The 17,645-nt window shown below is 68.5% G+C and carries 22 protein-coding genes and 1 tRNA gene; 16 read left to right on the top strand and 7 right to left on the bottom strand.

What is annotated here, in order from left to right; all coding sequences use genetic code 11:
- The first annotated feature begins 34 nt into the window (after positions 1-34).
- The 10 genes from fabZ to ACO227_RS15400 all read left to right on the top strand — a co-directional run bounded on the left by fabZ (position 35) and on the right by ACO227_RS15400 (position 5,986).
- Positions 35-457: a 3-hydroxyacyl-ACP dehydratase FabZ gene (gene fabZ / locus ACO227_RS15445; protein ID WP_423602885.1), complete on the top strand. Its 423-nt coding sequence runs from the start codon at positions 35-37 to the stop codon at positions 455-457.
- Positions 458-552: 95 nt separating this feature from the next.
- The gene (rpmE, locus tag ACO227_RS15440; protein ID WP_423602883.1) at positions 553-783 is read left to right on the top strand and encodes a 50S ribosomal protein L31; all 231 of its coding nucleotides are present in this window, start codon (positions 553-555) and stop codon (positions 781-783) included.
- Positions 784-838: 55 nt separating this feature from the next.
- Positions 839-1,162, top strand: a complete 324-nt coding sequence (locus ACO227_RS15435; RefSeq protein ID WP_423602881.1) for a PilZ domain-containing protein — start codon at positions 839-841, stop codon at positions 1,160-1,162.
- 69 nt (positions 1,163-1,231) lie between these two features.
- The gene (ccmC, locus tag ACO227_RS15430) at positions 1,232-1,948 is read left to right on the top strand and encodes a heme ABC transporter permease CcmC (RefSeq protein ID WP_423602879.1); all 717 of its coding nucleotides are present in this window, start codon (positions 1,232-1,234) and stop codon (positions 1,946-1,948) included.
- Positions 1,945-2,076 (top strand): heme exporter protein CcmD, encoded by a 132-nt coding sequence (gene ccmD / locus ACO227_RS15425; protein ID WP_423602878.1) that lies wholly within the window; start codon positions 1,945-1,947, stop codon positions 2,074-2,076. Before ccmC ends, ccmD begins: the two co-directional genes overlap by 4 nt.
- Positions 2,073-2,507, top strand: a complete 435-nt coding sequence (gene ccmE, locus ACO227_RS15420; RefSeq protein WP_423602876.1) for a cytochrome c maturation protein CcmE — start codon at positions 2,073-2,075, stop codon at positions 2,505-2,507. Before ccmD ends, ccmE begins: the two co-directional genes overlap by 4 nt.
- Entirely contained in the window at positions 2,504-4,438 is a 1,935-nt protein-coding gene (locus ACO227_RS15415) for a heme lyase CcmF/NrfE family subunit (protein ID WP_423602875.1), read from the top strand. Before ccmE ends, ACO227_RS15415 begins: the two co-directional genes overlap by 4 nt.
- Positions 4,435-4,962, top strand: a complete 528-nt coding sequence (locus ACO227_RS15410; protein ID WP_423602873.1) for a redoxin family protein — start codon at positions 4,435-4,437, stop codon at positions 4,960-4,962. The genes ACO227_RS15415 and ACO227_RS15410 overlap by 4 nt, the downstream gene beginning before the upstream one ends.
- On the top strand, positions 4,959-5,333 hold the full coding sequence (locus ACO227_RS15405; protein WP_423602872.1) for a cytochrome c-type biogenesis protein: 375 nt from the start codon (positions 4,959-4,961) through the stop codon (positions 5,331-5,333). The genes ACO227_RS15410 and ACO227_RS15405 overlap by 4 nt, the downstream gene beginning before the upstream one ends.
- Positions 5,333-5,986 (top strand): tetratricopeptide repeat protein, encoded by a 654-nt coding sequence (locus ACO227_RS15400; RefSeq protein WP_423602871.1) that lies wholly within the window; start codon positions 5,333-5,335, stop codon positions 5,984-5,986. The genes ACO227_RS15405 and ACO227_RS15400 overlap by 1 nt, the downstream gene beginning before the upstream one ends.
- Here ACO227_RS15400 and cmk read toward each other — a convergent pair whose 3' ends face one another.
- Positions 5,987-6,625 carry a (d)CMP kinase gene (gene cmk, locus ACO227_RS15395; RefSeq protein WP_423602869.1) on the bottom strand — a complete coding sequence of 213 codons (639 nt, stop codon included), beginning with the start codon at positions 6,623-6,625 and terminating at the stop codon, positions 5,987-5,989. It lies immediately after the preceding gene.
- A gap of 270 nt (positions 6,626-6,895) precedes the next feature.
- The gene (gene aroA, locus ACO227_RS15390) at positions 6,896-8,224 is read right to left on the bottom strand and encodes a 3-phosphoshikimate 1-carboxyvinyltransferase (RefSeq protein ID WP_423602867.1); all 1,329 of its coding nucleotides are present in this window, start codon (positions 8,222-8,224) and stop codon (positions 6,896-6,898) included.
- Between the two features lie 109 nt (positions 8,225-8,333).
- On the opposite strand from aroA, the gene ACO227_RS15385 reads away from it, so the two are divergent.
- Together ACO227_RS15385 and ACO227_RS15380 are read left to right on the top strand one after the other, a co-directional pair.
- On the top strand, positions 8,334-8,654 hold the full coding sequence (locus ACO227_RS15385; protein WP_423602865.1) for a TIGR02300 family protein: 321 nt from the start codon (positions 8,334-8,336) through the stop codon (positions 8,652-8,654).
- A 60-nt stretch (positions 8,655-8,714) separates the two neighbouring features.
- Positions 8,715-8,790: transfer RNA gene (locus tag ACO227_RS15380), tRNA-Ala, on the top strand.
- Between the two features lie 61 nt (positions 8,791-8,851).
- On the opposite strand, the gene ACO227_RS15375 is transcribed toward ACO227_RS15380, so the two are convergent.
- Both ACO227_RS15375 and ACO227_RS15370 read right to left on the bottom strand, forming a co-directional pair.
- The gene (locus ACO227_RS15375) at positions 8,852-9,613 is read right to left on the bottom strand and encodes a hypothetical protein (RefSeq protein ID WP_423602863.1); all 762 of its coding nucleotides are present in this window, start codon (positions 9,611-9,613) and stop codon (positions 8,852-8,854) included.
- A gap of 11 nt (positions 9,614-9,624) precedes the next feature.
- A complete protein-coding gene (locus ACO227_RS15370; protein WP_423602862.1) occupies positions 9,625-11,721 on the bottom strand; it encodes a TonB-dependent receptor domain-containing protein in 2,097 nt (698 codons plus the stop codon).
- A 177-nt stretch (positions 11,722-11,898) separates the two neighbouring features.
- Here ACO227_RS15370 and ACO227_RS15365 point away from each other — a divergent pair, with 177 nt between their 5' ends.
- Complete coding sequence (locus ACO227_RS15365) at positions 11,899-12,066, top strand: hypothetical protein (protein ID WP_423602861.1); 168 nt, start codon at positions 11,899-11,901, stop codon at positions 12,064-12,066.
- Positions 12,067-12,127: 61 nt separating this feature from the next.
- On the opposite strand, the gene ACO227_RS15360 is transcribed toward ACO227_RS15365, so the two are convergent.
- Positions 12,128-13,417 (bottom strand): MFS transporter, encoded by a 1,290-nt coding sequence (locus tag ACO227_RS15360; protein WP_423602859.1) that lies wholly within the window; start codon positions 13,415-13,417, stop codon positions 12,128-12,130.
- A 159-nt stretch (positions 13,418-13,576) separates the two neighbouring features.
- Here ACO227_RS15360 and pgsA point away from each other — a divergent pair, with 159 nt between their 5' ends.
- Genes pgsA through ACO227_RS15345 form a run of 3 tightly spaced genes read left to right on the top strand, consistent with a single transcriptional unit; the run spans position 13,577 to position 14,837 of the window.
- Positions 13,577-14,131, top strand: coding sequence for a CDP-diacylglycerol--glycerol-3-phosphate 3-phosphatidyltransferase (gene pgsA, locus ACO227_RS15355; RefSeq protein ID WP_423602857.1), 555 nt, complete (start codon positions 13,577-13,579; stop codon positions 14,129-14,131).
- Complete coding sequence (gene moaD, locus ACO227_RS15350) at positions 14,131-14,382, top strand: molybdopterin converting factor subunit 1 (protein ID WP_423602856.1); 252 nt, start codon at positions 14,131-14,133, stop codon at positions 14,380-14,382. The genes pgsA and moaD overlap by 1 nt, the downstream gene beginning before the upstream one ends.
- Positions 14,379-14,837: a molybdenum cofactor biosynthesis protein MoaE gene (locus ACO227_RS15345; RefSeq protein WP_423602854.1), complete on the top strand. Its 459-nt coding sequence runs from the start codon at positions 14,379-14,381 to the stop codon at positions 14,835-14,837. Before moaD ends, ACO227_RS15345 begins: the two co-directional genes overlap by 4 nt.
- Here ACO227_RS15345 and ACO227_RS15340 read toward each other — a convergent pair.
- Positions 14,792-15,727, bottom strand: a complete 936-nt coding sequence (locus ACO227_RS15340) for a hydrogen peroxide-inducible genes activator (RefSeq protein WP_423602852.1) — start codon at positions 15,725-15,727, stop codon at positions 14,792-14,794. The genes ACO227_RS15345 and ACO227_RS15340 overlap by 46 nt on opposite strands.
- Before the next feature lie 247 nt (positions 15,728-15,974).
- Positions 15,975-17,552 carry an alkyl hydroperoxide reductase subunit F gene (gene ahpF / locus ACO227_RS15335; RefSeq protein WP_423602850.1) on the bottom strand — a complete coding sequence of 526 codons (1,578 nt, stop codon included), beginning with the start codon at positions 17,550-17,552 and terminating at the stop codon, positions 15,975-15,977.
- Positions 17,553-17,645: the final 93 nt, after the last annotated feature.

Raw genomic sequence — 17,645 nt, 5'->3', positions numbered from 1 at the left:
AGGTTCCATTGGCCCGCTCGATATCGGGCGGGTCATGGCGGCGCTCCCGCACCGCTACCCGATGCTGCTGGTCGACCGGGTCGAGGAACTGATCCCCGACCAGCGCATCGTCGCGATCAAGGCGGTGAGCATCAACGAGGAATTCTTCCAGGGGCATTTCCCGGGAAGGCCGATCATGCCCGGGGTGCTCCAGGTCGAGGCGCTGGCACAGGCGGCGGGCGTGCTCGCGGTCGAGAGCCTGGGCCTCGCCGGCTCGGGCAAGCTCGTCTACTTCATGTCGATCGACGGCGTGAAGTTCCGCAAGCCGGTCGAGCCCGGCGTGTTGCTGCGGCTCGAGGTCGAGTTCCTGCAGAAGCGCGCGCGCATCTGCAAGTTCGCCGGCAAGGCGTATCTCGGCGACGATCTCGCCACCGAATGCGAGTTCACCGCGATGATCGCGGACCCGCCGAGCGCCTGACACGCAGCGTGATTGCAACACCCGCGCGGCTCTGCTAGGGGCCGCGCCTCTTGCTGCCGGTCGGAAACCGGCGGCGTATCTCAAGGAATTGACCCGTGAAGAAAGACACGCACCCCGACTATCACATGATCAAGGTGCAGATGACCGACGGCACCGTGTTCGAGACCCGCTCCACCTGGGGCAAGGAAGGCGACACGATGCAGCTCGACATCGATCCGCTGGCGCACCCGGCCTGGACCGGCGGCCGCGGCCAGATGCTCGACACGGGCGGCCAGGTGGCGCGCTTCAACAAGCGCTTCGGCGGACTTTCACTCTCCAAGAAGTGATCGGCGGGCTGACGGCGTTAACGCGCCGTTAGCCATCCTGTCCTAGCCTTGCCCGATGATGACGTCGGGACGCAGCTTCGCAGCCGAATTCGAACCCGCGGTGCTCGGCCGGCGGCGCGCGCCGCGTGCGCCGGTCTCGCTCGATGCCAAGGTCGGGCGCGGCGGGCTCGACCGCGCGCTGTGCAGGGTGGTCGACCTGTCGATCCATGGCGCGAAGATCGAGACCTTCTCGGCGTTGCGCCGCGACGCCATGATCTGGCTGACGCTGCCGCATATCGGCCATTGGGCCGCGCGCGTCGCCTGGGCCGGCGACTTCGAGGCCGGTCTCGAATTCCAGATCCCGCTGACCGAGGACGAGTTCGAGAAGCTCGCCGCATAAGCGCCCCCGGGGGTGCTGAAACTGGATTTGGACTTGGGCCGCGAATCCGCCTAAAGGCGGCCAAACGCCGTGATCCACGCACTCGCCAATCCCACGCGCTTCCTCAAGATCGCGCGACCGCTGACGCCCATTCTGTTCTGGAGCGGGCTGGTGCTCGTGCTCGTCGGCGCCTGGGGCGGGCTCACCCAGACGCCGGCCGATTATCTCCAGAAGGAGAGCGTCCGCATCCTCTATATCCATGTGCCGAGCGCGTGGCTGGGGATGGGCGGCTGGACGAGCCTGGCGATCGCCTGCTTCGCCTATCTGGTGTGGCGGCATCCGCTGGCGAGCGTCGCCGCGCGGGCGGTCGCGCCGGTGGGCGCGGTGTTCGCGGCCTTGTGCCTGATCACCGGATCGATCTGGGGCCGGCCGACCTGGGGCACCTGGTGGCAGTGGGACGGGCGGCTGACCTCGATGCTGCTGCTGTTCTTCGTCTATGTCGCGTGGATCGCGCTCGAACGCGCCGATCGCGAGCGCGGCGGCGACGGGCGCATCCCGGCGCTGTTCGGGATCGCGGGAACGGTGCTGCTGCCGGTGATCCGCTATTCGGTGGTATGGTGGAACACGCTGCACCAGGGGCAGAGCCTGACGCTGACTAAATCGACCATCGACGATTCGATGCTGTGGCCGCTGCTGCTGACCCTGCCCGGGTTCAGCCTGTTGTTCGGCGGGATCGTGCTGATGCGGATGCGCGCGACGCTGGCGAACCAGCGCGTCGAAGCGCGGCTGCGGCGGATGGCGGCATGAACCACTGGCCGTTCATCCTCGCCGCCTATGCGGTGGTCGCAGCCGGCGTCGGCGGCATCTCGCTGGCGAGCTGGCTGTCGATGCGCAAGGCGGAGCGCGCGGCCGATGCACTGAGGGACCGGCGATGAAGCGCAAGCACCAGCGGCTGATCCTCGGCCTTGCCGCGCTCGCCGCGATCGGCGGGGCAAGCGGGCTGGCGCTGTCGGCGCTCCAGGATCAGGCAGCGTTCTTCTACACGCCCGGCGATGTCGCGACCAAGAATCCGCCGATCGGCAAGGCGGTGCGGCTCGGCGGGATGGTCGAGGCGGGATCGCTGACGCGGCTTTCCGATGGCGTGACGATCAGCTTCGTCGTGGCCGACAAGGACGCCAGGGTGCCGGTGCGCTTCACCGGCGTCGCGCCCGACCTGTTCAAGGAAGGGTCGGGCGTGGTCGCCGAGGGCAAGTTCACCGGGGATGGCGGCTTCGTCGCGGACAATCTGCTCGCCAAGCATGACGAGCGCTATATGCCGCCCGAGATCGCCGACAAGATGCCCTCCGCGGATACGCTGGCAAGATGATTGCCGAAGCGGGGCTGGCGGCGCTGTGGTTCGCCGCGGCGATGGCGCTGATGCAGTTCGCGATGGCGGCGCTCGGTCTTCGCCTGAAGCAGGACGAGCTGGCCGCGGCGGTGCGGCCGGCGGCGGTCGTGCAGGGCGCGCTGGCGGCGCTGTCGTTCGGGCTGCTGATCCTGCTGTTCCTGCAGTCCGACATGTCGGTGCTGCTGGTCGCGCAGAACAGCCACTCGGCCAAGCCCTGGCTCTACAAGTTCGCGGGCGCGTGGGGAAACCATGAAGGCTCGATGCTGCTGTGGGTCACCGTGCTGGCGCTGGCCGGCGCGGCGATCGCGCTGCTGGAGCGGAAGCTCGACCGCGCGACGCTGACCGCGACGCTCGGCGCGCAGGCGTTCATCGCGCTTGGGTTCTACGCCTTCCTGCTGATCGCCTCGAGCCCGTTCACCCGGCTCGATCCGCCGGCGCTCGACGGGATGGGACTCAACCCGCTGCTGCAGGACCCGGGCCTGGCGTTCCATCCGCCGACCCTTTATTTCGGCTATGTCGGGCTTTCGATCGCCTTCTCCTTCGCGGTCGGCGCGATGGTGACGCGCGAGGTGGGGCCGGTGTTCGCGCGGGCGATGCGGCCCTGGGTGCTCGGCGCGTGGGTGTTCCTGACGATCGGCATCACCGCGGGCAGCTATTGGGCCTATTACGAGCTCGGCTGGGGCGGCTGGTGGTTCTGGGACCCGGTCGAGAACGCCTCGCTGATGCCCTGGCTCGCGGCGACCGCCTTGCTCCACTCGGTCAACGTGCTGGCGGCGCGCGACGGGCTGCGCGCCTGGACGCTGATGCTCGCCGTCGTCGCCTTCTCGATGTCGATGGTCGGCACTTTCCTGGTCCGTTCGGGCATCCTCACCAGCGTGCATGCCTTCGCGGTCGATCCGACGCGCGGGAGCTTCATCCTGGTGCTGCTCGCCATCTATATCGGCGGCGCGCTGGCGCTCTATGGCGCGCGCGTCGGGCGGGTGAAGGCGGGGCAGGGGTTCGACGTGCTGAGCCGCGAAGGCGGGCTGGTGCTCAACAATTTGTTGCTGAGCGTTATCCTCGGCATCGTGCTGATCGGCACGCTCTACCCGATCGTGGCGCAGGCGATGGACGAGCAATTGTCGGTCGGGCCGCCCTTCTTCAACAAGGCGACGGGGCCGATCGCGCTGGCGCTCGTCGCGGCGATGGCGGCGGGACCGCTGCTCAACTGGCGGCGCGATCATTTGAACGCCCTGCTCACCAAGCTGACGGTACCGGCGACGCTCGCCGTGCTGGTGATGGCGGGGACCTTCGCCGCGGCGCGGGGCACGGGGTGGATGGAGATCGCCGGGCTGGGGCTGGCGGCGGGTCTCGCGGTGGCGAGCGTCGCGCCGCTGTGGAAGCGCAAGCTGCTGCGCACGCCTTTGTTCACCTGGGGCATGGTGATCGCGCATTTCGGCGTGGCGGTGAGCGTCGCGGGGATGGCGGCGGACAGCGCCTTCACCAGCGAACGGCTGGTCGCGGCGCGCTATGGCCAGCCTTATTATGTCGGACCGTGGCGCGTGGTGCTCAACGGCGTGGCACCGGTGATCGGCGACAATTGGTCGGCGGTCGAAGGCCGCGTGACGGCCTCGCGGGGGCCGGTCGACGGGCCGATGATCCTGCTTCGGCCGCAGCGGCGCTATTATTCATCGCCGCCCACGGATACCGCCGAGGCATCGATCGCCACGCGAATCGACGGGCAGCTCTATGCCGTGCTCGGGCATCAGGATGCCCAGGGGCGCTGGCAGCTGCGGCTGTGGTGGAAGCCGTTCGTGACGTTGATCTGGTTCGGCGGCGGACTGGTCGCGCTGGGCGGCGCGCTGTCGCTGCTCGGGCGCGTGAAGCGCGAGCGGCGCAATGCGCGGCGGCGCGAGGAGGTCGAGTGGTGAGGCGCTGGGCTCTTTGGGTACCGCTGGTGGTATTCCTGGGCGTGGTCGCGCTGGGGGCCTGGCGCCTGACCGGCACGAGCGAGACGGTGGTCAAGTCGGCGCTGGTCGGCAAGCCGCTGCCCGAATTCGCGCTGCCGGCGATGGTCGCCGGCAAGCCGGGGCTCAGCCGCGCCGACCTGGCAACCGGCAAGCCGCGGCTGCTCAACGTCTTCGCGAGCTGGTGCGTGCCATGTATCGCCGAGGCGCCGCAGCTGATGCGGCTCAAGCAGGCGGGTGTCGAAATCGATGCGGTGGCGATCAAGGACTCGCCCGATGCGGTCAAGGCATTCCTCGCGCGCAATGGCGATCCCTATGCCCGGATCGGCGACGACCGGAACCGCGTCGTGCAGATCGGGATCGGCTCGGCGGGCGTGCCCGAGACCTTCGTGATCGATGGGCAGGGCCGGATCGCGGCGCAGCATATCGGCGACATCCGCGCGGACGACGTGCCCAAGCTGCTCGAGGCGCTGGAGGAAGCGCGATGAGCCTGTTGCTCGCGCTGGCCCTGGCTGCGAATCCGCCCGCGGATCTCGGCTATGCGCAGTTGCCCGATGCCGCCAAGGAGGCGCAGGCGGCGGCGCTGATGGAGACGCTGCGCTGCCTGGTCTGCCAAGGCCAGTCGATCGCCGACAGCGACGTCGACATGGCGGCCGACATGCGCCGCATCGTGCGGACGAAGATCGCGGCAGGGGAAAAGCCAGCGGCGGTGCGCGGCTGGCTGGTCGAGCGCTATGGCAGCTACGTCACCTATGACCCGCCGTTGCGCTGGACCACTGCGCCGCTATGGCTGGCGCCGCTGCTGCTGCTCGGCGCGGGGCTGTGGCTGGCGCGTGGAACGCTGCGGAGGCGCCGGTGATGGGATGGATCGCGCTCGCGGTGGTTGGTGCGGCGGCGTTCGCGCTGCTGTGGCTGCTCGGGCTGCCGCGGACCTTGTGGTCGTTCGCCGGCGCGGCGCTGATGCTCGGCGCGGCCGGCTATGCGCTGCAGGCGCGGCCCGAGCTGCCCGGCGCGCCGGTCGAGGCGGCGAAGAAGGCGCAGCCCGACGAGCCGATGCTGCGCGACCTGCGCAGCGCGATGTTCGGGCGCTTCACCTATATCGACGGCTATTTCTTCGCGGCGGACGCGCTGGTCCGGGGCGGCGATGCCGAGCGCGCGGCGAGGCTGATGCAGGGCGGGGTGCGATCCTCGCCGGGCGACGCGGCGCTATGGACCTGGTTCGGCATGACGTTGGTCGAAGCCGACGGGCGCACGATGTCGCCCGCCGCGGGCGTCGCGTTCCGGCGCGCGGTGGCGCTGGCACCGAAGCATCCGGGACCTGCCTTCTTCTATGGCCTCGCGCATGTGCGGACCGGGCAATTCGCCGCGGCTTTGCCGTGGTGGAAGCGGGCGCTGGCGCTGACCCCGCCCGACGCGAGCTATCGCAGGGACATCGCGACGCGCGTGGCGCTGCTCGAGCAGTTCCTGGCGATCCGGGCGCGCGAGGGGCAGGGGGCGACCCCGCCCCGCTGATCAGCGCGCGGTTGCCTTCTTCGCGCGCTGCGTCTCGACCAGCTGGATCGCCTTCTCCACCGCCGCCTCGATCGAGAGGAAGCTGGTGTCGAGCACCGCGGCGTCGGGCGCGGCGATGAGCGGCGCATCGGCGCGCTTGGTGTCGCGCTCGTCGCGCGCGCGGATATCGGCGAGGACCTTGTCGAGGCTCGCGGTGATGCCGTTGCGGCGCAGCTCGGCGTGGCGGCGCTGGGCGCGGATCGTGGGGGTCGCCTTGACGAACAGCTTGGCGTCGGCATCGGGCGCGATCACCGTGCCGATATCGCGCCCGTCGAGGATCGCGCCGCCGGGCTGCTGGGCGAAGCGCTTCTGGCGCTGGAGCAAGGCCGCCCGGACCAGCGGGTGCGCGGAGACGACCGAGGCGATCTTGCCCACCTCGTCGGTGCGCAGCCATTCGTCGGCGAGCAGCAGGTCGTCGAAGCCGGTAGCGGCGACGGCGTCGGCCTCCCTCTCGGGGTTCATCTCCTCGCGCAGCACGGTGGCGGCGACGGCGCGATAGAGCAGGCCGGTGTCGAGGTGCGGGAGCTCGTAGTGGCGCGCGAGGGCGCGGGCGATGGTGCCTTTGCCCGATGCGGCGGGTCCGTCGACGGCGATGATCATGGGTAGGGCCTAAACTCGGCTGGAAGGAGGTCGAGACGGAGCGATTTTCGGTCCCAGGTTAGGAGCGAGGAGGGAGCGATGGGGATCCATCGTGACCGACGAGCGACGACACATGGGACCGAAACTCGCCCGCCGCTCCGCGGTTGCCAATGAAGGGCCGCCGAGCTGCGTCGCTTGCTTGCGCGTAGCGCCGCTACGCGTCTGCGCTGCGCTCCTTGTCGGCGGCCCTTCATTGGCAATCCCGATCCTCCTTCCAGCCGAGTTTAGGCCCTAGGTCCGGCCGGTAAGCGAATCGAGGGTTGCGAAGAAGCCGGGATAGCTGGTGGCGACCGGCGAGACGTCGTCGATGCTCACTTCGGCCTTCGCGCCGAGTCCAGCCACCGTCATGCTCATCGCGATGCGGTGGTCGAGTTTCGAGGCGACCGGAGCGCCGCCGGGGATGAGTTCGCCGCCGGTGCCGGTGATGGCGAGGCCGTCTTCATATTCCTCGAGCGCGACCCCGTTGGGCCGGAGCGCGGCGACCATCGCGGCGATGCGGTCCGATTCCTTGACGCGAAGCTCCTCCGCGCCGCGCGCGACGGTGCGGCCCTGGGCGAAGGCGGCGGCGACGAAGAGCGCGGGATACTCGTCGATCATGCTGGGCGCGAGATCGTGCGGCACCTCGATCGCCGTGAGCGGGGCATGGCGGACGCGCAGGTCGGCCACCGGTTCCCCGCCGACGATGCGCGGGTTCACCTCCGTGATGTCCGCGCCCATCATGCGCAACGCGGTGACCAGCCCGGTGCGCGTCGGGTTGAGACCGACATTGGCGATGGTGATGTCCGAGCCGGGTACGATCGACCCCGCGACCATCCAGAAGGCGGCGGAAGAAGGGTCGCCGGGGACGGTGATCTGCTGAGGCTTGAGCTCGGTCTCGCCGCGGATCGAGATGATTCGGCCCTGGGGCGTTTCGTCGACGCTGAGGTCGGCGCCGAAGCCGGTGAGCATGCGCTCGCTATGGTCGCGGGTCGGCACCGGCTCGATCACGCGGGTGATCCCCGGGGTGTTGAGCCCGGCGAGCAGGACCGCCGACTTGACCTGCGCCGAGGCGACGGGGAGCGTGTATTCGATCGGCACCGCGGGGCAGAGGCCGCGCATGGTGAGCGGAAGGCGCCCGCCGGGGCTTGCGGTAAAGTCGGCGCCCATCTGCGACAGCGGGTCGATCACCCGGCCCATCGGGCGCTTCGAGAGCGAGGCGTCGCCAGTGAAGGTCGCGGTGATCGGATGGCTCGCGACCAGGCCCATCAGCAGCCGGGTCGAAGTGCCGGAATTGCCCATCTCGAGCGCGGTCTCGGGCTGGAGCAGCCCGCCGACGCCGACGCCCCAGACATGCCAGATGCCGTCGCGGCGCTCGATCGTCGCGCCCATGGCGCGCATCGCGGCGGCGGTGGCGAGCACGTCCTCGCCCTCGAGCAGGCCCTCGATGCGGCTCTCGCCCACGGCCAGCCCGGCGAACATCAGCGAGCGGTGGCTGATCGACTTGTCGCCCGGAACGGTGAGGGTGCCGCGCAGCGGACCGCGGGCGGAAATGGCGAGGGGGGAGGGTGTTGCAGCGCTCATCGGCGGCGGCTTTGACAGGGGGCTTGCGCTATGGCAAGGCGCGCGCCACTTCAAACGGGGATACAAATCCTCGCCACCCTGGAAATCGAAGAAAAGGCAAGAGCGGCACATGGTGAAGCCGGAATGGGGCACGAAACGGACCTGCCCGAAATGCGCGACGCGCTTCTATGACCTGACCAAGGACGAACCTGTCACCTGCATCAGCTGCGGCTTTGCGTGGGAGCCGGAGCCGGTCCTCAAGTCGAAGCAGCCGCTGCCGTTCGAGGTGGTCAAGGACGAGGCCGACAAGGTCAAGGCGGACGATGCCGATCTCGGCGACGAGGATCTGGACGTCGATGAGGACGCCGAGGGTTCGCCCGACGACGACGTCGACTTGGGCGGCGACGACGACCTGGGCGTCGATACCGGCGACGACGACGAAGAAAGCTGAGAAAACCCCGTTGCAAACCACGCGATGGCTGCTAAAGGCCATCGCCTTCCCGGGACGGATGGGGCCGTAGCTCAGCTGGGAGAGCGTCGCAATGGCATTGCGAAGGTCAGGGGTTCGATCCCCCTCGGCTCCACCAATCCCGTCCAGCGGGACGAGACAAGGGCGGCGAAAGCCGCCCTTTTTCGCGAGCCGGACGCTCAGGCCGGCTCGGCGGCGATCACATAGTCGAAGCCGTGGCGGATGCCGCCTTCCCGTGCCGCGAAGGCAAGCGCTCGGGCGCGCAAGGCCTCGCCGCGCGCGGTGAGTGCGGAGGCCAGCGCCGGATCTGCCAGCAGGGCGATCCGCGACGCGCACATGTCGATCTGGCTGTTCACGAAGCGCGCCTGGTAGCGGATCGGGAAGCGCCGCGCGGCGATCGCCCTGAAGCCCGCTTCGGCCATGCGATCGAGCACCCAGCGCATCGGATATTCGCGATAGGGGCGCTCCCCGGCGAGCAGCAGGCAGGCGTCGCGGAAGCGCCCGATCTCCCACACCAGCCGCCCGGCTTCGGTGGCGGGATCCTGCGCGACATAGGGTTCGAGCCCGACGAGGTAGAATCGCCGCGCCGTGAGCGCACGCAGCCGCGCGAACATCGCACCCTGGAAATAGGGCGCGAAGCCCTCGACCGCGCCGATCAGATAGTCGGCGAGCACCGTGTCGAAGCGCTCGTCCTCGAGCAGTTCCGGGTCGGCCCAATTGGCGACGATCAGCCGGTCCTGCGGCCGGCGGACGGCCTCCACGGCATCGCGCACCTGGATCGCATGCGCGGTGGCGCCCGTGACCGCGACCCAGCGCTCGGTGGACAGCGAGGACACCCAGCGGATCGAGTGCGTGCCGGTACCCGCGTCGAGAAAGGACCCCCAGGGCAGATCGCCCTGGAGATCCTCGATATGCGCGAACAGCGACGAACCCGCGTCCACCGCCGCCGCCGTCAGAATGCCGTGCGCAGGCCGAACGCGAAGTTGCGGCCGCGCAGCGGCGCCGCGTCGCGGATGAACGAGGCGTGGTTATAGGCCAGCTCGTTGGTGAGGTTGGTGCCGCGAACGAACAGCTCGGCATTGGCGCCGCCGCCGAGGTCGAGGCGATAGGCGAGGGTCGCGTTGACCATATCGTAGCCCGGCGTGCGGGTCTCGAACGACGCGACCTTGTCCTGCTCGAACACGTGATAATATTCCGCGTCGAAGGTGAGCGGGCCGACATGCGCGTCGACGCGGCCGCCGAGCCGCCCGGCGGGGATGCGCGGCAGGTTACCCAACCCGTCCTTGAGCTTGGCCCGGACATAGTCGCCGAAGATCGACGCGGCGAACTGCGGCGTGAATTCGTGGCGGATCTCGCCATCGACCCCGGTGAAGGTCGCGTCGGCGCCGACATAGCGGATCAGGCGGAAATCCTCGAAGCGGTCGAGCGTCCTGGCGTAGATGTAATTGTCGAAATCCTGGTGGTAGGCGCCGATCGTGAAGGTGGTCGGCCCGCGCGTCTTGCGCAGCGTCAGGTTGATCGAGTTCGACGTCTCGACGCCGAGCGAGACGTCGTCGGGCAGCCGCGTGTTGCCGGTGACCATGCCGATCTCGAACGTGTTGGTCGCGAGGTGGACGCCATAGGCGTAGAGTTCCTGCACGCTCGGCGCCCGCTGCGAGCGGGCCAGCGACAATGCCACCGAATAATCGCCGTCCATATCCCATATGGCAGCGCCCGAGGCCGAAAAGGGGCTGTGCTTGATGCCCGGATAGCGCGTTCCCGCCGGTTCGACCTGCTGCCATTCCTGGCGCGCGGCGAGTTCGAGCCGGACCGGGCCGAGCGGCAGCGTCTCCATCAGGAAGATCGCGGTGTTCTTCGTCTCGGTGTTGATCAGGAAGGCTTCGGCGCCCTCGGCGCTGAACTCGCTCTCCCAATGCTGCACGCCGAACACGCCGCGCAGCCCGGCGATCGGCCTGTGGGTCAACTCGAAGCGCCCGTCGAAACCCTTGTTGCGGAAGGTCGTGGCGACCTCGCCCTCGTCGAGTTCGTCATGCTCGTAATCGGTGAAGGACATGCGAAAACGCATCCTCTCGAAGCCGGGCAGGGGATCGCGATAGTCGCTGCGGATGTCGAAACGATCGCTGCGCAGCTTCACATAGGGCGCGTCATGCTCATGGCCGTGGTCGTGATCATGGTCGTGATCGCCGTCGTCATGGCCGTGCCCACCGCAGTGCAGGCTGGTGCCGTGCGGATGGCAGTCCTCATATTCGTGGCTGTGGCCCGGCAGACCATATTCGCTGCGCTGCCGGGTGTAGGCGACGCCGAGATGGCCGCGGGGCCCGATCCAGGAGAGGCCGGCGCTGACCGTCGAGGTGTCGTTGTACGACCCCTCGACATGATCCTCGCCGAAGCTTCCGGGGACGCGATAATCGTCGGACTTGCGGCGCACCCCCTCCACGCGCAGCGCGAAGGGGCCGAGGCCGGCGGTGACCCCGCCGACGATCGCGCGCTCCTCGTCCGCGGTGCCGAGGCGCCCTTCGGCGACACCGGTGATGCCGCCCTTGGGCAGCTCGGTCGGCACCTTCTCGTCGAGCAGGTTGATCGCGCCGCCCGCCGCGCCGCTGCCGTAGAGCAGGGTGGCAGGCCCGCGCAGCACCTCGATCCCGCGCAGCAGCAGCGGTTCGGTGGTGACGTTGTGGTCGGGCGAGATGGCCGAGGCGTCCATGACTGCCGAGCTGTCGCTCAGCGACTGGACGCGCGGCGCGGTCTGGCCGCGAATCACCGGACGGCTGGCGCCGCCGCCGAAATTCTCGACCTGGATGCCGGGCTGGCCCGCCAGCGTCTCGCCGAGCGTCGCCTGGCGCCGATGGACCAGCTCGTCGCCGCTCAGCGTGATCACCGGGGTGGCGGTCTCGTCGGCGGTCTGCTGCAACGGGGTGGCGGTGATCACCACCTCGCCCTCGGCGTGGCTGCCGGCCTGGCCGGCGCTGGCGTTGCTGTTGGCGAGGGCCGCCCCGGGCGCGAAGGCGACGAGCGAGACGGCGCTGTAGAGATGGATGCGGCTGGTCACGATTACCCCATTTGCTGTCTGAACCGTGAGCCGGATAGGATATAGTATAACATCACGCAAGGGCCGACGGAGATGGCCGTCGAAGGAACCCGCAATCCATCCGGCGTCCCAAATCCGGACGGCGTTAACCATCATGCGGCGTGGCCGGAATCGTAAACAAAGCGTTAACTGTCGGCGATGCGAGACAAGGCGATCCTCGGCCGCCCCGGCGAAGGGCACCCGTTCCGGACCACGCTGCCCATGATCCGCGCGGAGGTGCGCAAGCGCGAGGACGACAGCGACCTCAAGCTGTTCGTGCTGAGCTACTGCGCGTTCTTCGTCTGCTTCTACACCTTCTTCCTCTGAAGGTGTCGCCGCCCGCCTGGGCGCGGGCCTGCTTCGTCACAGATTCTCTCGTCGCAGGCCCTTAGTCGCAAGCAAGGTGCAGCTTCTGCGCGATCCAGGCGGAGATGATGCACATCGCGCACACCAGCAGCAGCATGTCCTCGGGCCCGACGCCGGCGGCGGTGATCGCGATCACCGCGATCGCCCCGACGGTCATCGCGCCGGCGTTGACGATGTTGTTGGCGGCGACGGTGCGCGCGGTCTGGTCCTTGGTCACGGTGGTGGTGAGGAAGGCGTAGAGCGGCACCACGAACATGCCGCCGGTGATCGAGATGCCCATCAGTGTCAGCAGCAGCAGCCACGCCTGCGGCATCCTTACGAATTCGAGCACGCCGTAGAGCCCGCCATTGGGCGCGGGCACCCAGAAGCGCGCCTCGACCGAGAGGATGCCGACGATCACCGCCATCAGGATCACCGACATCGGCGAATATTTGGCGGAGATCTTGCCCTTGAGCATCGCGTTGATGATGACCGAGCCGATCGCCACGCCGACCGAGAAGATCGCGATCATCAGGCTCGCGACGCGCTCGTCGGCGGTGAGCAGGTTCTTGGCGAGCGGCGGGAAGATCACGATCAGCACCGATCCGATCGTCCAGAAGAAGCTGATCGCGCAGATCGCCAGGAACAGGCGCGGGATGTGCATCGTCGCGCCGACCAAGCGCCACGAGGAGGTGACCGGATTGAAGTTGACGTCGAGCATCGGCCCCGCACGCGGCGCGGGCGGCACCAGGCGGCCAGTGAACCAGCCGATCGCGGCGACCGCGAGCGTCAGGAACCCCGCGGTCTCGACCGAGACCCAGCCGGCGATCACCGTGCCCATCAGGATCGAGAGATAGGTCGCCGCTTCGACCAGGCCGGTGCCGCCGAGCACCTCGTCGTCCTTCAGATGCTGGGGCAGGATCGCGTATTTGATCGGGCCGAAGAAGGTCGAGTGCGTGCCGAGCATGAACACCGCGCCGAGCATCATGCCGATCCCGACATTGGTGTAGCCCAGCTTCGCGACGTAGATGCCGGCGCCGCCGAACAGCATGATGCCGATCTCCGCGGTCTTGACGATGCGGATGATGCGCGCCTTGTCATAGGTATCGGCGAGCTGCCCCGACAGCGCGGAGAGGACGAAGAAGGGCAGGATCGCGAGGCCGGTCGCCAGCGCGTTGAAATAGCTTTCCTGCTGCGGATCGTTGAACACCTGATAGGTGGCGAACAGCACCAGCGCGGTCTTGAACAGATTGTCGTTGAACGCCCCCAGGAACTGCGTGGTGAAGAGGGGCAGAAACCGGCGCTCCTTGAGCAATCCGAGCGCGTTGATCATGTGGGTGGCGGGCCTTCGTCCGTCGAAACTGGTTCAGGGCATAGCCGCGCGGGCGGCGTGGCGGCAACCGCTATCGGTGTCATATGACAATCATGTGGCGTGTCGCGCAGCATGTCGCGGGGGATGATTGCGCGCGAACGCGGTGCTAGAGCGAGGAAGATGCTGACCCTGCCCAACATCCTGACCTTGTCGCGAATCGTCACCGTGCCGCTGCTCGTCTTCTTCCTGTGGTGGCGGGAATGGGAGACGGGCTATGCGCTCGCTTTCGCGACCTACTGCCTGATGGGGATCACCGACTATTTCGACGGCTATCTCGCACGCTCGCGCGGGACGGTGTCGAAGCTCGGCATCTTCCTCGACCCGATCGCCGACAAGATCATGGTCGCCGCGGTGGTCCTGATCCTTTGCGCCAAGGGGATCATCGCCGACCTGCACATGATTGCCGCGCTGATCATCCTGCTGCGCGAGATCGCGGTATCGGGATTGCGCGAGTTCCTAGGCGGGATCCAGGTCTCGGTACCGGTCTCGGCGCTGGCCAAGTGGAAGACCGCGCTTCAGCTCATGTCGCTCGGCGGGCTGGTGCTGGCCGGGGCGGTGCCCGGCTGGCCATGGGTGCACGATCTGAGCCTGGCGATGCTGTGGGCAGCGGCGGTGCTGACGCTGATCACCGGCTGGGATTACCTCCGCGTCGGCCTCAAGCACATGGACAGCTGATGCGGCTGCTTTACTTCGCCTGGGTTCGCGAACGCATCGGCACCGGCGAGGAGACGGTCGAGCCGCCCGAGGCGGTGCGCACGGTGGCGGACCTGGCGGAGTGGCTGAAAGGGCGGAGCAGCGGCCATGCCGAGGCGCTGGGCGATCTTGCCAGGCTCCGCGCGGCGGTGGACCAGCGCTTCGTACCGCTCGACAGCGAGCTGGGCGCTGCGCAGGAAGTCGCCTTCTTTCCGCCGGTGACGGGCGGATGATCCGCGTCTCGGTCGATCCCGCGCCGATCGACATCGGCACCGAGCTCGCCGGGATCGAGGAGACCGGCGCCGGGGCGGTGGCGAGCTTCATCGGGATCGTGCGCGCCGATGACGGCGTGACCGGGATGGAACTGGAACATTATCCCGGGATGACCGAGGGTGTGCTGTGCGACCTCGCCGAGCAGGCGATGACGCGCTGGGGCCTGCTCTCGACGGTGATCGTGCATCGCATCGGGCCGATGGAGCCCGGCGACCGGGTGGTGCTGGTCGCGACCGCGGCGGCACACCGGCGCGAGGCGCTCGACGCCTGCGCCTTCCTGATCGACCGGCTCAAGACCGAGGCGCCGTTCTGGAAGCGCGAGACCCGGGGCGGGACGGCGAACTGGGTCGAGGCGCGGGCGAGCGACGATCAGGCAGCGGCGCGCTGGACCGGATCGGAGGGCAAGCCCGACTGAGCCAGCACCTCGGCAAGCAGGCGGAAGTCGCGCTCGCGCGGGGAGGCCTTGCGCCACACCAGGGCGATGCGGCGCGAGGGATTGTCGGCCTGGAGCGGGCGCGCGGCGACATGGGTGTGGTCGAGAATGCCCGCGTCGAGCGCCATTTCGGGCAGCATCGTCACGCCGAGGCCGTTGTCGACCATCTGCACCATGGTGTGGAGCGAGGTGCCGAGCATCGTCGCCTCCGCACGCAGCTCGGGGCGGTTGCACGCGGCGAGCGCGTGATCCTTGAGGCAATGGCCGTCCTCGAGCAGGAGCAGGCGGGTCTCGTCGATCTCGTTCGGGGTGACCGCGGCGTGATCGGGCTCATACTCGCCCTCGGGGAAGGCGACGAACAGGCGGTCGTCGAACAGCGGCGCGGTCTCGACATCGCCACAGGCATAGGGGAGGGCGAGCAGCACGCAGTCGGTGCGCCCGGTGTGGAGGCTCTCGCACGCCGCGCCGCTCGGCTCCTCGCGCAGGAACAGCTTGAGGTCGGGATAGTCGGCGCGCAGCCGAGGGAGGATGCGCGGGAGCAGGAACGGCGCGATGGTGGGGATGACGCTCATCCGCATCTCGCCCGACAGCGGACGCCCGGCGGCGCGGGCAAGATCGGCCAGCTCATCGGCCTCGCGCAGCACCCGGCGGGCCTTGTCGACGATGCGCTCGCCGAGCGGAGTGAAGCGGACGACGCGGCGGGTGCGCTCGACCAGCACCACGCCGATCAGCGTCTCGAGCTCGCGCAGGCCCGCGGAAAGGGTGGACTGGGTGACGTAGCAGGCCTCGGCGGCGCGGCCGAAATGACCGTGATCCTTGAGCGCGACCAGATATTGCAGCTGCTTGAGCGTGGGGAGGTAGGTTTGCGCCATTGATCGATCCGGACGATTGATGGCGGGGATATAAGTGATGGGGACGATGATTACTATCCTCCCCGATACGGGGAGTGTTCGAGCGAGATCGTGTCCCCCGGACACGATCTTGGCCAGCCGGGGGCTGGCCAAAGCTCGAACACATCGCGAAGCGATGACGGAGGGGGCTCGCCACGAAGCACGGCTGGTGTGGCAAGCCCCCTCCACCAGCCTGCGGCTGGTCCCCTTCCCGTGCCGGGAAGGATATTCAGGCCGCGGCCGCTTGCGTTTCCTCGGCCGGCAAGCGGATGAGATAGTCGAAGGCGGAGAGCGCGGCGGTCGAGCCGGCGCCCATCGCGATCACGATCTGCTTGTAGGGCACGGTCGTGGCGTCGCCCGCGGCGAAGATGCCGGGCTGGCTGGTCTCGCCGCGCGCGTCGATCTCGATCTCGCCGCGCGGGGTGAGGGCGATCGAGTCCTTGAGCCACTCGGTATTGGGCACGAGGCCGATCTGGACGAAGATGCCCTCGAGCTCGATGTCGTGCTCCTCGCCCGAATTGCGGTCCTTGTAGGTCAGGCCGGTGACCTTCTCCGCGCCGTTGACGCGCGTGGTGAGCGCCGAGGTGATGACCTTGACGTTGGGCAGGCTGGCGAGCTTGCGCTGGAGCACCGCGTCGGCGCGGAGCTGGCTGTCATATTCGATCAGCGTGACGTGCGCGACGATGCCGGCGAGGTCGATCGCCGCCTCGACGCCCGAATTGCCGCCGCCGATCACCGCGACGCGCTTGCCCTTGAACAGCGGGCCGTCGCAGTGCGGGCAATAGGCGACGCCCTTGTTGCGATACGCATCCTCGCCGGGGACGCCCATCTGCCGCCAGCGCGCGCCGGTGGAGAGGATGACGGTCTTGGCCTTGAGGCTGGCGCCGTTGGCCAGGACGACCTCGTGCAGCCCGCCCTCGCGCGCGGCCGGGACGAGCTTCTCGGCACGCTGGAGGTTCATGATGTCGACGTCGTTTTCCTTGACATGGCCTTCGAGCTGCGCGGCGAGCTTGGGGCCTTCGGTATAGGGGACCGAGATGAAGTTCTCGATGCCCATGGTGTCGAGCACCTGGCCGCCGAAGCGCTCGGCGGCGACGCCGACGCGCAGCCCCTTGCGCGCGGTGTAGATCGCCGCGGCCGCGCCGGCCGGGCCGCCGCCGACGACGAGCACGTCGAACGGCTCCTTGGCTTCGAGCTTTGCCGCCGCCTTCGCCTCGGCCCCGCTGTCGAGTTTCGCGACAATCTGCTCGAGTTCCATGCGTCCCGAACCGAACGGCTCACCGTTGAGAAATACGGTCGGAACAGCCAGCACCTGCCGCGCATCGACCTCGTCCTTGAACAGCGCGCCGTCGATCGCGACGTGGCTGATGTTGGGGTTGAGCACCGCCATCAGGTTGAGCGCCTGCACCACGTCGGGACAGTTCTGGCAGGACAGCGAGAAATAGGTCTCGAAGTGCAGCTCGCCCTCGAGCCCCTTGACCTGCTCGATCACCTCCTGCGCCGCCTTGGACGGGTGGCCGCCGACCTGGAGCAACGCGAGGACGAGGCTGGTGAACTCGTGCCCCATCGGGATGCCGGCGAAACGCACGCCGATATCAGTGCCGGCGCGGCGGATCATGAAGCTGGGCTTGCGCTTGTCGTCGCTGCGGACGAGCGTGAGCTTGCCGCTGAGCCCGGCGATCTCGCTCAGCAGGGTTTCGAGCTCGCGCGACTTGGCATCGTCGCCGAGGCTGGCGACCAGCTCCACCGCCTCGCGGATGTGGACGAGATAGCCCTCGAGCTGCTGCTTGAGATGTGCGTCGAGCATCGGAAACTCCTGAATTCGGGAAACAAACGGCCCGGGGCGACGGGAAGATTCGCCCCGGGCCGCCTGTGCGCCCGCTAAGGGGGAGGGGAGCGG

Origin of the sequence: Sphingomonas sp. MS122, from assembly GCF_049532975.1 — a bacterium.
Classification (GTDB): Bacteria; Pseudomonadota; Alphaproteobacteria; order Sphingomonadales; family Sphingomonadaceae; genus Sphingomonas.
Note: the sequence above shows the minus strand (reverse complement) of the source record. Positions and strands in the feature narration are given on the sequence as shown.